The following is a 15578-nucleotide window of genomic DNA, read 5'->3' as shown; positions in this document are numbered from 1 at the left end:
ATTATAAAAGTGATATTATAAGTTCACCAAATTCTTTGGTGCCAAGAGATTTACCGCCAGGCATAAAACGAGCCAGATCGTAAGTTGCTTCTCCCTTCTCAAATGCTTTTTCCAAAGCCGAAGTGATAAGTGAAGCCGCCTCATTCCATCCCATATATTCCAACATCATTACCGAAGAGAGCAATAAGGACGATGGATTCACAATATTTTTACCTGCAATAGTAGGAGCCGTACCATGAGTCGCTTCAAAAATAGCATGTCCGCTTACATAGTTGATATTTGCCCCCGGAGCGATTCCGATTCCGCCTACCATAGCTGCCAGCTGGTCAGATATATAATCTCCATTCAGGTTCAGGGTAGCAATAACCGAGTATTCTTCCGGAATCAGCAATGTGTTTTGCAAGAAAGCATCAGCAATGACGTCTTTTATAATCAGCTTTCCTGCCTTAGACGCTTCAGCTAAAGCTATTTCGGCTTCCTCCTCTCCTTTTTCCTTCTTAATCTTTTCGTACTGTGGCCAGGTAAAAGTCTGACCGGCAAACTCGCGTTCGGCTAATGCATATCCCCAGAGCTTAAACCCGCCTTCGGTGAACTTCATTATATTACCTTTATGAACCAGTGTCACACTTGGCAAATGATTTGTTAAGGCATATTCGATAGCTGCGCGTACCAAACGTTCGGTACCTTCTATAGATACCGGTTTCACTCCAAACGAGGAAGTCTGGGGAAAACGAATCTTCTTTACTCCCATTTCATCGGTCAAAAACTTCAAAAACTTTTGAGCTTCGGGTGTGCCTTGCTGCCATTCGATCCCTGCATAAATATCTTCGGTGTTTTCGCGAAAGATATACATATCCACTTTCTGCGGTTCCTTTACAGGAGAAACTACTCCTTTAAACCACCGGACCGGACGAAGGCATACATATAAATCTAATGTCTGGCGAAGTGCCACATTCAATGAACGGATACCTCCGCCAATAGGCGTTGTAAGCGGTCCTTTTATTCCCACCATATATTCGGTGAATGCATTCATTGTCTCATCAGGAAGCCAGTTGCCTGTTTTAGCAAATGCCTTTCCACCGGCCAAAACCTCTTTCCAATGAATTGCACGTTTACCATTATAGGCCTTTGCTATAGCAGCATTCACAATCTTCTGACTTACAGGAGTAATCTCCGAGCCTACACCATCGCCCTCTATATAAGGAATTACCACCTGATCGGGTACAATCAAACGGTCTTTTTGCTTTGTTATCTTGTCCATACTATTCTATTTAGATTATTCGTGTGCCGCATTCAGTGCAGAACCTGCCTTAAACCATTTTATCTGTAATTCATTATAGGTATGATGTACAGGGAAAGATTCTTCGGAACCATCCGAATGACGAAGTACGGCAATTAAAGGTTTACCCGGAGCAAAAGCATCTAAACCGGTAATTGATATTTTGTCATCTTCTCGGATCTTATTATAGTCATCCTTATCGGCAAAGGTCAGGGCAAGCATACCTTGCTTCTTCAGATTTGTTTCATGAATACGGGCAAAGCTTTTCGCCAAGATTACTTTTACATTCAGAAAACGCGGTTCCATCGCTGCATGTTCGCGCGATGAGCCTTCCCCGTAATTTTCTTCGGCTACAACAATAGACGAAATACCTTCTTTCTTATATTGCTTGGCAACAGCCGACACAGCATCATACATACCATCCAGCTGATTCAAAACATAATTCGTTTTACCATTAAATGCATTCACCGCACCCATCAACATATTATCGGATATATTTTCCAGATGACCACGGAAACGGAGCCAAGGACCAGCCATCGAAATATGGTCGGTTGTACATTTACCTTCCACCTTAATAAGTAACGGCATATCCAACAAGTCGGCACCATTCCAAGGAGCAAACGGTTCCAATACCTGTAAACGGCAAGATTCCGCATTGATTTTTACCTCATCCGACGAAGCAAAGGGAGCGATAAAGCCGTTATCCTCTACCGCAAAGCCTCTGGCAGGGAAATCCATTCCCTGAGGTTCTTTTAATTTTACTTCGCAGCCATCTTCAGTCTTTAACGTGTCTTTAAGAGGATTGAAACACAAATCACCAGCAATAGTCAGCGCTAAAGTCAACTCGGGAGAAGCCACAAAAGCATGTGTATTCGGGTTGCCATCTGCGCGCTTTGCAAAGTTGCGGTTGAAAGAGGTTACAATAGAATTCTTCCGGGTATTATCGTCCGTATGACGTTTCCACTGTCCAATACATGGTCCACAAGCATTCGCCATTATTACTGCACCTATACGTTCAAAGTCTCCTATAATACCATCCCGTTCCGCCGTATATCGAATCTGCTCGGAACCCGGATTAATGATCAGCGGGGCAGCAACAGGAATCTTATCTTCATACGCCTGACGGGCAATCGAAGCTGCCCGGCTCAAATCCTGATATGAGGAATTGGTACAAGAACCGATCAATCCGACTTCCATTTTACGAGGATAGCCGTTTTCTATTACTTTAGCGGCAAACTCTGAAATAGGAGTTGCTGCATCCGGAGTAAAAGGACCATTAATGTATGGTTCCAGTTCAGAAAGGTTAATCACTATCACGCGATCATAATACATATCAGGATTAGCACGTACATCCTCGTCGGCCTCCAGATACGATGAAATCGCTTCCGCTTTAACTGCAATACCTTCACGACCGGTTGCCCGCAAATAAGCAGCCATATTATTATCGAACGGAAAAAGAGAAGTAGTTGCTCCTACTTCAGCGCCCATATTACAGATAGTTGCCTTTCCGGTTGCCGACAAAGAAGATGCTCCAGAACCAAAATATTCAATAATTGCGTTTGTTCCGCCCTTTACCGTTAATATACCAGCCAGTTTAAGAATCACATCCTTGGGAGAAGCCCAACCATTCAACCGTCCGGTCAGTTTAACGCCAATCAATTTTGGCATCTTCAATTCCCACTCCATACCAGTCATCACGTCTACAGCATCAGCACCTCCAACTCCGATAGCAACCATCCCTAATCCTCCGGCATTTGGCGTATGCGAATCCGTACCCACCATCATTCCTCCGGGAAAAGCGTAGTTTTCTAAAACCACCTGATGGATAATACCTGCACCCGGCTTCCAAAAACCGATGCCATATTTACCCGATACTGTCTTAAGGAAATCATATACTTCACGGTTTCCATCGGTTGCTGTCTGTATATCAGCTTTTGCACCAATGTTAGCTTGTATAAGATGATCGCAATGCACAGTAGCCGGCACTACAGATCTGTCTTTTCCTGCATTCATAAATTGCAACAATGCCATCTGTGCTGTAGCATCTTGCATTGCTACGCGGTCGGGACGGAAGTTTACATAGTCTTCACCCCGTTTGTAAAGACGTACGGAATGTTCATCATATAAATGAGCATAAAGGATTTTTTCGGCCAAAGTCATCGGACGGCCTAAACTTTTCCGTGCGCTATCTACCCGTTTTGGGAATTTGGAATAGAACTCTTCCAGCATTTCAATATCTTGCACCATATTTTGTAGTTTTTAGATTATCAAACACCTTATCTGCAGGCTTTTTACAAATATATTAAATAGTATAATTGCTTTCATTTGAAAATGTCTATGAGAAAATAGAGTCTGTCTATAAGTCCTGAAAGTACAATCCCAATCTATTCCCCATACACTCAAACCTATCATGATGTATTATATAAACATAACGCATTTATAACTTATTTTGTTCAAGATTTCATCGTTTAAAACACTGTTTTGCTAAATCATTGATGACCGTTTGTACTACAACGTCTGAAAAGATATTCTTCTAACAAAGAAACCCATTCGAATGGAATATTGGTTCCATCCGAATGGGTTTTAAATTTCTCCCGGAAGAATCCTTTAAAAGGTTCTTCGAAATTTTCTTTCCTCTATATTAAATAATCGAGTTCTTCTTTGTAAATTCTATAATTTCATCGATATATCCAAATGCCAGTCCGGTTACCGTATCAGCACATCCGTAATAAATAGCTATACGGCGAGTTTCCGGATCATGAAGTGCGGCACATGGAAATACCACATTAGGCACATCACCCATACATTCGTAATCTTTCTGCGGAGACAGCAAGTAAGGACCTGAGCGGAATTTAACTTTCCAAGGTTGTTCCAAGTCCAAAAGAGCAGAACCAAAGCTATACACATAACCATTACAAGAATGCAACACGCCATGATATATCAGCAACCAGCCTTCAGATGTTTCAATCGGAATAGGACCCGCACCTATCTTCATGCACTGCCATGCACTGTCTTCAAACGGTGCCGGAGACATCACATGGCGATGTCTTCCCCAGAAACACATATCAGGAGATTCACTATAGAAAATATCTCCAAACGGGGTATGGCCATTATCACTCGGACGACTCAGCATTGCAAAATTGCCATTTATCTTCCGGGGGAACATAACTCCATTACGGTTAAATGGTAAATAAGCATTTTCCAATTGATGAAATGTTTCGAAATCATACGTATATGCAACTCCGATTGTAGGACCATGATAACCATTGCACCAGGTTACATAATAACGATCTTCAACAAAACATACACGAGGATCATACGCATATACAAATTCACCTATTTCTTTATCGTCACATTCAAATTCAAGTTTCTTTTCATTAATATTCCAATGAATACCATCGGCACTGAACCCTACGTGAAGGCGCATACGTCTGTTTGTATCGTCGCAACGGAATACACCGGCATAACCACCTTTAAAAGGAACTACAGCACTATTGAATACACTGTTAGAAGCAGGCAATATATCACGTGGAATTACCGGATTTTCCGAATATCTCCACAATACATTATTACATCCTTCCGGACGATCTTCCCAAGGCATATCCGGCAATGCACTACCGGCAATCTTTAATTTATCCATATCTATTATTTGTATTAAATGTCAATCTTTCAATTTTTCGCCTTTATCATTATATGTAAAAGGAACAAAATATGCGACTAAAAATGACGGAATCATAGCAATTACTGTAAATACAAAAAAATATTTATAACCGATCCAATCGCTGATAAATCCGCTAATCATACCTGGAACCATGACTCCTAAATTCATAATTCCCGACGCAAAAGCATAATGTGCCATCTGGTGCTTGCCTGCTGCAACCTGTTGCATCATGAACAAGATCAAACCGGCAAACCCGAATCCATAACCGAAATACTCGAATATAATGGCTGCAGCAATCAATATTCCGCTTGTAGGTTGGTAGAATGCCAGAAACATATATACAAGAAAAGGAATATTAAAGCAACAACATAGTCTGAACAGCACTTTACGCAATCCTTTTGCAGAGATATAATATCCTGCAAGCACCGAACCAAATACGAATGCCGCCGCACCAAAGGTTCCATAATACAAACCTATCTCCTGTTCCGACAATCCCAATCCCTGTTGATCAACCGGAGCTTTCAAAAACAAGGGCACAATTTTAACAACAAATCCTTCTGCAAACCGGTAAAGAATGATAAAACAGATATACCAGACGATATGTTTCTTGGTAAAAAATTCGCGGAATACATCCCACAGTTCTATCATACTTTCTTTCAAGGAGACATTCTCTTTAGCGGCTTTGCCCGAAGGCAACATTTTCGTATGATACAAACCAAGCAGCACCATTATGACACCACAAAGAAACATAACCGACATCCATGCGTATACAATAGCATTTTCACCATCATATTTCCGCGAAAAATAACTAATCATATAACCTGCCAGATAGACCAATCCCCCGGTTGCCACGATCTTAGCCAGATTATAGAAAGCTCCCTGCCAACCAATATATTTAGCCTGATCTTCGGCCGACAGTTCGTCCATATATACACCATCGGTGGCAACATCATGTGTGGCACCACTAAAAGCAATTATAGCAAGCAAAGCAATTGCAATTGCAAAAAAGTTAGGCATATTCAGCACTAAAGCCACCAAACCAAATACACAACCGGTAAGAAGCTGCGTCAGTACGACAAAGAATTTCTTGGTACGATACATGCCCAACAAGGGACTCCACAAGGGTTTCAATGTCCAGGGTATCATAATTAATGAAGTCCAAAGGGCTATCTGTGAATCGGATATTTTCAATCCTTTAAACATCAGTACAGCAACCATATTCAATACAACAAAAGGAAATCCCATCGCAAAATAGACGCTGGGAATCCAGGTCATCGGACTATAGCGGCGTTTGGTAGATTTATCTTCACTCATGTCTTAATTGTGTTTTTCATGCATGCAAATATACGTAGTTTATATCAAAATGGCAACCGGGCCATCAGACATATAAATCACTTCATTTCCATTATTTCAACCGCAATACCTTCTTCTTCAATGAACGCTATTGTGAGGTGTTCATCACAAACGGCCGGACCAAAAAGTATTTTTTTCCCTTTCAACTCTTCTTCTATCGAAGGAACAATATAAGCTACATGCGCTGTAGTCTGTACCAATTCCGGGAGGCAGCTTCCGGCTTCAAAACGCAAAAATTCCAAATGATTCGGACTTTTTGAATGATCGGTTAACCAAACTTTCAATCCTTCGTTCAACACAGCTCCCTCTTTCTTCTCTTTCGTAGGGATTCCTACATGACTAAGTGTTCTCATTACTATTATATTTAAAATATTAAAATCCATTTGTTACAAGTAAATATCACTACAATCTCTTCCGGTAAGCCCAAACTGCAACTATCCCGATTATAGCAAACGCCGCATAAAGATAAACAAAAACCCCATTCACGTTATCGTTTTGACCATATGAATGCATTCCGCTTAAAAAATAATTTACGCCAAAAAAAGTCATCAACACAGAGGCAAAAGCGACAACAGAGCCAAAGTTAAATACCCACAGGGTATCCAGTTTCTTAATTAAACGGGCATGAATAACTATTGCATACACAATCATAGTAATAAGAGCCCAGGTTTCTTTTGGGTCCCATCCCCAGTATCGTCCCCAGGATTCATTAGCCCATACGGCACCTAGAAATGTTCCGATAGTCATCAATGCCAGTCCTACCAACATAGACATCTCATTCACAATAGTCAATTCACGGATACGTGCAGATAACATCTTACGGTTATTATCTTTCATAATACACATCATAACAAGATTTGTCAACCCTATCAAACAACAAATCCCAAAGAATCCATAAGCAGCCACAATAACTGCCACATGGAACATTAACCACGGAGATTTCAATACCGGAACCAATGGATTAATCTGCGGGTCCATCCAACTCAAACCCGAAACAAACAAAATAATCCCTCCGAATAAAGTAGCTAAAGCAAATGTAACAGGGCTATGACGTACAAACAGCAACCCAGCCAAAACAGTAGCCCATGCCACATACACCATCGTTTCATAAGAATTACTCCAGGGAGCATAGCCCGCAATATACCAACGCATACCCATACCATATATATGGAAAGAAAATACGGTTAATACAGCTATTCCAAGCAACCAGAAAGCAACATTGAGCCAACGTTTCCGGTTGAATAACATAACGAATGAAAAAACCAGCAATAAACCACCTAATATAAGATAGCCTATTTTACAAAGGCGAAAAACATCCATTTTATTATATTTAATCTCAGCCTGTATCTTTTCAGGACTAATATTTACCGAACTACCTTTTGCCTGCTGATACGTATTGATCATTCCTACAATTTCATCGGCTTTCTTCCAATCGCCTGTTTTCATTGCGTCCCGGACTTCTTCCAAATACCAATTCATAATATGAGAAACAAACATCGAATCTTTGCCACTGAAAACCGACAGGTTATCTCCGGGAGAATACCATTTATGGTTCGGATCTCCTTCTTTCGGAAAGAGATTGAGCATCTGAAAGTTAATTAATTGATGGAATATATTGATTTGTTCATCCAATTTCAACAAATCCTTATCAAAACGGGAACGTTCGTTTGGCATCTTATTGTACGCTTCTTCCAGTTTTTCTTGCAACTTATAATTCCCGTTACTGTCGAATACCTCTACATAAGCACATTCGTCGTCCGTCAAATCATAATAAGATGCCAGTTCTTTATTTGTCATAGAAATAAGTGGAATCCGTATCCACATTTCAGGCAATGCCAGCAAGCTCAGCAAAAATTGATCCGAATTAAGGTTGACTATTTTATCCGACTTATGTAATTTCCGGAGAATTTCCGATGAAAAGGTATTAACAGGAAGCATCCGGCCATTTCCGGACTGGATAGGAAGGGCTCCAAACTTAGCTGCATGTTCGGTATTAATAGTATATTTCTGTACAGCATCCATAACAGATGATGAACCCGGATTTGCTATTATCGGATTGGTCGTCAGAAGGAACAAAAAAAACAATAGATTCGTTGTACTCCGAAGTTCTTTCAATCGACGGCTTAACTTCATAAAACGAGAATTTTTACCGACAAAACAAAAAACAAATCCTATCACTAAAAGTATATATCCCATATACGTAATATTACGCCCCCAAACATCTTTATTTACCGAAAGCACCGTACCTTTTTCATCCTGATCATATGAAGCCTGATAAAAACGATAACCTTTTATATCCATTACATTATTCATATATACACGTTCATGTAATGTTTTTCCGTCAACGTGCACCAACAATTCACTTTCATAAGAAGAAGGACTGGCTGATCCCGGATAACGCGTTAAAGTAAACTTCACGAGTTCGACAGTAAATGGAAGCGTATAGGTAGTTGTATTATCAGAAGTATGAATAGCCATCTGGTCACTCGATTCACCCTGGCGAATATGTAAAACGCCCTCTTCTGCAAAAAAATGAGATACCAGAGCTCCTAGTAATATAATAATAAAAGCTATATGAGTAATCATCAGTCCCCACTTACCTCTTTTCAGATATTGATGTTTAATTACAACTGCAATAAAATTAATAACCAACAAAAACTGAAGTAAAAAAAATAATGGAGAATAATAAATCATAGCTTTTGCCGCCATCGTTCCATGATACTTCTCAATAAAAGTAGCAAAAGCAAGCCCTAAAGCATAAATTAATAGTAAAACAATAGTTGCCCGGAAAGAGGAAAAAAACTTTTCAAGAGTTGCCTTCATTTGTTTTTTGTTTAAATAGAGATAATAATAATGATTTATGATATTTATAATCGGGCTATTCCTTCTATTTCAATAAGCAACTCATTTCTACAAATATCAGCGCACATATAAAAAACCGGGATGTTCAAATGATATGCCTCCATCAATCTCCTAGCTTCTTCATAAAAAGAACGATCTTTTAAATAAACCCTTAATATACAAAGTCTGGCATTGCCTGCTAATTGATCAATATTCTCCATTGTAATACGCAATTGCTGCTCAAGTCCTATATCCGCCAGACTATTTTCTCCACGGATTGCAGCCGTACCCGATATATATATAATCTGGTTCTTATTGCATACAAGACTTTTTGCCCTCTCAAATTTCGGAGTAGTCTTTTGTTCACCCGAAACCGCCAATACTTGTTCCGAATATGCATAGGCTGCAACTTGTAATTTATTATCGATAGGCACAACATGCATAGAATCTTTCAATATGGCCGCATCCAGATCAACCAAAACACCTCCGAAACTAGCCCCAATTCCGGTTGCAGCAGGATAACCATTCGTCCATCGAGCCTTCTTGTAAAAATCCGTACGGGCGTTATTAAAAGATTGATAATGCTGATTCTCTCCGTCAAAAGCCGTTATATGTTCTATATAATTCCATTGACGAATAATACTATTGATTGGAAAACCTTCTTTTTTCAATACAATCATGATTGTATTGAAAACATCTGCCGACTGTTGCTCTATATTATAATTGATTACATCTCCCTGGAAACCTCCTGCAAACAGAAATCGTGCACACTCATTCTCCAGGATAACATAAGGTAATCCGCAGAAATGACGGAAAGTAACTTGTTCTTCATCTTCTAACCGATAACTGTGTACCTCCATAATTAAAGGAGCATCCATAGGTGGTTGGGATACATAGCTAAGCGCAGGCTCACGATCTCCATAATATGCCCGGATTTTCTTACGCAATATAACGCGCCGCTCTACATATTCTATATTCGATGAAGGAGTTCCAAAAAAGGATAAGCGAAGGATTGTCTCATTTTCGGGAAGCTGCGACAACAGATTATCCACCATTTCCGGAAAGCCGGCTCTCTGTGTTGCATAAACAGTATAGTGTATTTTCTGGCAATAGTTCATGTTTTCCAAATTATTCAGATATCTATGATCACTCTCTTTTTTCGGATCACGTTATGATGATCAAAAGTAAACCCGCATATTTTAAACAAGGAACGATATGTATAAAAATAAGTTAAGTATGTTGCAAAGCATTATTCATCAGGAATAGCCATATAAAAGAAGAGGCTGACAAATAGTTATTTATAACTTCTCTGTCAGCCTTTTGATTAATATCATTTCTCTATTTCTTAGAATGATCTTTCAGTTTAGCCAGCATATCCTGCGTCATTGCATCCAAATCATATTCCGGCTTCCACCCCCATTCCTGACGGGCACAAGTATCATCCAGAGAATTTGGCCACGAATCGGCTATAGCCTGACGCAACGGATCTACTTTATATTCCATTTTGAAATCGGGCACATATTTTTTAATATTGTTATATATAATTTCCGGATCAAAACTCATAGAAGCAATATTAAAGGAATTACGATGCACAAACTTGGTAGAATCGGCTTCCATAATTTCTATTGCAGCACGTAATCCATCAGGCATATACATCATATCCATGAAAGTACCGGCACTAATAGGACAAACAAATTTCTCACCTTTTGCAGCAGAGTAATAAATATCGACAGCATAATCTGTTGTTCCGCCCCCCGGAGGTGTAACATAAGAAATCAGTCCGGGAAAACGTACCGAACGGGTATCAACCCCAAAACGGATATTGTAATAATCGCTTAATAATTCGCCGGAAACTTTAGTTACTCCATACATAGTACGCGGATTACGGATCGTATCTTGCGGTGTTTTATCCTTCGGCGTATTATTTCCGAATACTCCGATAGAACTTGGTGTAAAGACTGCACAATGCATTTCACGTGCAACTTCCAGGACATTAAACAGCCCTCCCATTCCTATTTTCCAAGCCAACTGGGGTTTAGCTTCAGCCACTGCCGACAGTAAAGCAGCAAGATTGTAAATAGTGTCTACATTATACTTTGAGACAGTTTCAGCGATTTGTTGTTCGTTTGTAATGTCTACAATTGCAGACGGCCCAGATTCCAATAGTTCACCTTTCGGCTCTGCACCGGGAATATAGCCGGCTACAATATTTCCACCGTAGATGCTTCTCAATTTCATGGTTAACTCTGATCCAATCTGACCGGTAGAACCAATTACCAATACATTCTTCATTGCGTTTATTAGCTTTAAGTTTTTTTCAGCCGCAAAGGTATAGAGAATAAAACGGTTTAAATGCTATTTTCTTCTGTTTTTTAATATTATTATTCAAAAAAAAACACCACCTTTGTCTGTCACATAAACATAATAAAAACAAAACTCACATCTATAATACTAAAAAAAATAAAGTTTTATGTACGGAAAACTTAAAGATTTCTTGACTAACGAATTGGCAAATATTAAAGCTGCCGGATTATACAAGAACGAAAGAATCATTACCACGCCTCAAAGAGCTGATATTAAAGTAAACGCCGGAGACGAAGTGTTAAATTTCTGCGCTAATAATTATCTGGGGCTTTCAGATAACCGGCGTTTGATAAAAGCTGCTAAAGACGCCATGGATACACACGGATACGGAATGTCCTCCGTTCGTTTTATCTGCGGAACCCAAGATTTGCATAAACAACTGGAAGCGGCTATCTCCGATTATTTCAAAACTGAAGATACAATTCTGTATGCTGCCTGCTTCGATGCCAACGGAGGTTTATTCGAGCCTTTGTTCTCGGAAGAAGATGCTATTATTTCAGATGCATTAAATCATGCATCTATCATTGACGGTGTCCGTCTATGCAAGGCTAAACGTTATCGTTATGCCAATGCAGATATGGCAGATCTGGAACGTTGTCTTCAGGAAGCACAAGCACAGCGCCATCGTATTATTGCCACAGACGGCGTATTCTCTATGGATGGAAATGTTGCTCCTATGGATAAAATATGCGCATTAGCTGAAAAATACGACGCACTTGTCATGGTAGACGAATCTCACTCTGCAGGCGTTGCAGGCCCAACCGGCCACGGTGTTGCCGAACAATTTAATGTATATGGCAAAGTAGACATCTTTACCGGCACATTAGGTAAAGCTTTTGGTGGAGCCATGGGTGGATTTACAACCGGGAAAAAAGAAATTATTGATATGCTGCGCCAACGTTCGCGTCCGTATTTATTCTCAAATTCCGTTGCGCCTGCTATCGTAGGTGCCAGTTTGGAAATGTTCAAAATGTTGAAGGAAAGCAACACATTACACACCAAGTTAATGAACAACGTTAACTATTTCCGTGATAAAATGATGGCTGCGGGATTCGACATCAAACCAACTCAATCTGCAATATGTGCCGTTATGCTATACGATGCAAAATTATCCCAGGACTTTGCAGCACGCATGCAACAAGAAGGTATTTATGTGACAGGATTTTATTATCCTGTCGTACCGAAAGAGCAAGCACGTATCCGGGTTCAGCTATCTGCAGGTCACGAAAAAGAACATTTGGATAAAGCGATTGCAGCCTTCATCAAAGTTGGAAAAGAATTGAAAGTAATCAAATAAGAAAATAAACATCTATACACCAATCAGGGTGCTGCGGAAAGTTAGTCATGTTGTATGATAACATAACAAACTTGTGCAACACCCTTTTTTAGTAGCCTATCCTCTTCAGGTTAGTTGCCTACCCAAATTCAGTCAAATGCAAGTCTCGGCAAAGAGCCATTTCATGGGCAATATAAACTCATAGTTATGACTTTTCGAAATAATAACTATGAATCAAAAAAATCATAACTATGAGTTCGTTTTTTGTTCAATAGAATTAAGGTTAGTCTGGTTAGTAAGCATTATCTTTGTCATTACAACATTTTATAAATAAAATAACGGAATGCAACTTAGCAATTATCATAGTCATTGTACATTCTGTGACGGGCGAAGCCTGCCGGAAGACTTCATAAAATTCGCTATATCCAACAAATTCAGAGCATACGGATTTTCTTCCCATTCTCCCCTGCCTTTTGAGACATTCTGGAATATGTCCAAGGATAATATGTCCGATTATCTGATGGAAATAGAACGGCTAAAGAAAAAATACTACGATCGGATAGAAATATACGTCGGGTTAGAAATTGACTACCTGAATAAAACCTATAATGCATCGATACCTTATTTCTTGAATCTTCCGCTCGATTACAGGATCGGTTCCATTCATTTCTTACCCGTATCAGACCACCTGACAGAAGAAAACATGGTTTGTATAGACGGTTCGTTCAAAGATTACGCTTTATCCGTAAAAAAGCATTTTGGCAATGACATTCGATTGCTTGTAAAACGATATTTCAACTCAACATCAGAGATGATTGAAGCCGGAGGCATCGACATTGTAGGTCACATGGATAAAATTTACATGAACGGACAAAAATACGCCGATTTTTCAATCGATGAAGATTGGTATATAAAACCTTTCAAAGCCTGTCTCGAACTAATTGCGGAAAAAAAACTCATGGTAGAGATAAACACCAAAAACCTTTTGAAAAAAGAAGAACTTTACCCTCATAAGAAATATTTAGCCCTATTACAACAGATGAATATCCCCGTGATGGTAAATTCGGATTGCCATTACCCGCAATTAGTAAATGACGGCCGCACCGAAGCTTTCTCTTTACTGAAAGAAGCCGGATTCAGAACCACACGCGAACTAATCAACGGTAAATGGCAAGATGTAGCTATTTAAAACTTACGGAAAGTATATCTTTTACCTTCGTTTTCCAATATAAGTTTTTTACGGTCTGCTTTTTCAATGATAAACACACGCGTAGTTGAAGTCCAATCCGTATATTTCAGGAAAGATTCAACCGGTTTCGGATTCGATATAAGTTCAAGCAGTAATTTATTATCTCCTTCTTTGGTATTAAAACCATAGCAATCCCGAATGTCGTCTGAGGCCGGATCATAAATCTGATACATAAACAAGGATGTCTGGAAATTATAATATATCGTATCAACATCTTGTACTATACCGTTTTCTTCAACCTGTTGCAACTGCCATTTGCCATCCAGCTTGTCATAAGCATCATTGCTACATGCGGCCAGCAATAATAGACCAATTGCAATTATTAAATTCTTTATCATTTTAAATTACTCCTTTTGTACTTGGTAAACTATAATGGTAAATATCCCTGCGTATCGCCATTTTGATAGAACGTGCCAGAGCTTTAAATATACCTTCTATTTTATGGTGTTCATTCGTACCTTCCGCTTTTATATTCAAATTCATACGCGACGCATCACTCAAACTTTTAAAGAAATGAAGAAACATTTCGGTCGGCATATCACCAACTTTTTCACGATGAAATTCGGCATCCCATACCAACCAGGGACGTCCGCCAAAGTCCAAAGCAACACTACACAAGCAATCATCCATAGGCAATGTAAAACCATAACGTTCTATTCCTCTCTTGTCTCCTAAAGCTTTCAGCAAGGCTTCACCCAAAGCGATGGCTGTATCTTCTATAGTATGATGTTCATCTACATTAAGATCGCCTTTAACACGAATAACCAAATCGATACCGGAATGTTTACCTATTTGATCCAACATGTGGTCAAAAAAACCAAGTCCCGTCTCAATTTCTGTCTTTCCGTTACCATCCAGGTTTAGTTCCACATAAATATCGGTCTCTTTTGTTGTACGTTGTACAATGGCACGACGTTCGCCGGCATACAGAAATTCCGTAATTTTATCCCAATCGTCAGTAATAAGTACCGGAGACAACGCCATACCTTTTGCCATTACCTCCTCTCCTACACTGTCAGTATCTATTAACCAGATACTTTTAGCTCCCAAATTCTTCGCCAATTCCAGGTCTGTAAGACGGTCACCTATTACATAGCTATTCGCCAGGTCATACCCGCCATCCAGATATTTTCCTAACATTCCTGTACGAGGTTTACGGTTAGGTGAATTATCTTCAGGAAAAGAACGGTCTATCAGAATATCATCAAAAACAATCCCTTCTCCTTCCAACGTTTTCAGTATCATATTATGAGCCGGCCAGAAAGTTTCTTCAGGAAAAGAAGATGTTCCCAGACCATCCTGGTTTGTAACCATCACAAATTCAAAATCCAGATTTTCACGAAGGAAATATAAATTTCTGAATACTTTCGGATAAAATTCCAATTTATCCAGATTATCCAACTGGTAATCTACCGGAGGCTCAATAACCAATGTCCCGTCCCGATCTACAAAAAGAGCTCTTTTCATACGTAAATATTAAGCGTCCTACACAGCTTGTAAGACTGGTTTTACAATTAATTTAACATCTGCGAGTTTTTTGAGCAAAAGAAAGAAT

The 15578-nt window shown here is 39.5% G+C and carries 12 protein-coding genes; 2 read left to right on the top strand and 10 right to left on the bottom strand.

Features of this window, described 5'->3' with window-relative positions; all coding sequences use genetic code 11:
• Window position 1: 1 nt before the first annotated feature.
• The 8 genes from icd to C4S38_RS01880 all read right to left on the bottom strand — a co-directional run bounded on the left by icd (window position 2) and on the right by C4S38_RS01880 (window position 11426).
• The gene (icd, locus tag C4S38_RS01915) at window positions 2-1261 is read right to left on the bottom strand and encodes an NADP-dependent isocitrate dehydrogenase (RefSeq protein ID WP_103982331.1); all 1260 of its coding nucleotides are present in this window, start codon (window positions 1259-1261) and stop codon (window positions 2-4) included.
• A 15-nt stretch (window positions 1262-1276) separates the two neighbouring features.
• The gene (locus C4S38_RS01910) at window positions 1277-3526 is read right to left on the bottom strand and encodes an aconitate hydratase (RefSeq protein ID WP_103982330.1); all 2250 of its coding nucleotides are present in this window, start codon (window positions 3524-3526) and stop codon (window positions 1277-1279) included.
• A gap of 394 nt (window positions 3527-3920) precedes the next feature.
• Window positions 3921-4919, bottom strand: coding sequence for a glycoside hydrolase family 130 protein (locus C4S38_RS01905; RefSeq protein ID WP_099462850.1), 999 nt, complete (start codon window positions 4917-4919; stop codon window positions 3921-3923).
• A 21-nt stretch (window positions 4920-4940) separates the two neighbouring features.
• Window positions 4941-6254, bottom strand: a complete 1314-nt coding sequence (locus C4S38_RS01900; protein ID WP_103982329.1) for an MFS transporter — start codon at window positions 6252-6254, stop codon at window positions 4941-4943.
• Window positions 6255-6331: 77 nt separating this feature from the next.
• On the bottom strand, window positions 6332-6646 hold the full coding sequence (locus C4S38_RS01895) for a hypothetical protein (protein ID WP_099462852.1): 315 nt from the start codon (window positions 6644-6646) through the stop codon (window positions 6332-6334).
• Between the two features lie 49 nt (window positions 6647-6695).
• Complete coding sequence (ccsA, locus tag C4S38_RS01890; protein WP_103982328.1) at window positions 6696-9116, bottom strand: cytochrome c biogenesis protein CcsA; 2421 nt, start codon at window positions 9114-9116, stop codon at window positions 6696-6698.
• 44 nt (window positions 9117-9160) lie between these two features.
• Window positions 9161-10252, bottom strand: a complete 1092-nt coding sequence (locus C4S38_RS01885) for a chorismate transformation enzyme, FkbO/Hyg5 family (protein ID WP_103982327.1) — start codon at window positions 10250-10252, stop codon at window positions 9161-9163.
• 220 nt (window positions 10253-10472) lie between these two features.
• Window positions 10473-11426, bottom strand: a complete 954-nt coding sequence (locus C4S38_RS01880) for an NAD-dependent epimerase/dehydratase family protein (protein WP_099462855.1) — start codon at window positions 11424-11426, stop codon at window positions 10473-10475.
• Window positions 11427-11604: 178 nt separating this feature from the next.
• Here C4S38_RS01880 and kbl point away from each other — a divergent pair, with 178 nt between their 5' ends.
• Both kbl and C4S38_RS01870 read left to right on the top strand, forming a co-directional pair.
• Complete coding sequence (gene kbl / locus C4S38_RS01875; RefSeq protein ID WP_103982326.1) at window positions 11605-12795, top strand: glycine C-acetyltransferase; 1191 nt, start codon at window positions 11605-11607, stop codon at window positions 12793-12795.
• 322 nt (window positions 12796-13117) lie between these two features.
• Window positions 13118-13963 (top strand): histidinol-phosphatase, encoded by an 846-nt coding sequence (locus tag C4S38_RS01870; RefSeq protein WP_103982325.1) that lies wholly within the window; start codon window positions 13118-13120, stop codon window positions 13961-13963.
• Here the strand turns inward: C4S38_RS01870 and C4S38_RS01865 are convergent.
• Window positions 13960-14361: a lipocalin-like domain-containing protein gene (locus C4S38_RS01865; protein WP_103982324.1), complete on the bottom strand. Its 402-nt coding sequence runs from the start codon at window positions 14359-14361 to the stop codon at window positions 13960-13962. The genes C4S38_RS01870 and C4S38_RS01865 overlap by 4 nt on opposite strands.
• 1 nt (window position 14362) lies before the next feature.
• On the bottom strand, window positions 14363-15490 hold the full coding sequence (gene hisB / locus C4S38_RS01860) for a bifunctional histidinol-phosphatase/imidazoleglycerol-phosphate dehydratase HisB (RefSeq protein ID WP_103982323.1): 1128 nt from the start codon (window positions 15488-15490) through the stop codon (window positions 14363-14365).
• Window positions 15491-15578 lie beyond the last annotated feature (88 nt).

The sequence above is a fragment of the Parabacteroides chinchillae genome, assembly GCF_900108035.1.
Lineage (GTDB): Bacteria > Bacteroidota > Bacteroidia > Bacteroidales > Tannerellaceae > Parabacteroides > Parabacteroides chinchillae.
The sequence above is the reverse complement of the archived record's forward strand: the minus strand, read 5'-3'. Positions and strand labels throughout refer to the sequence as shown.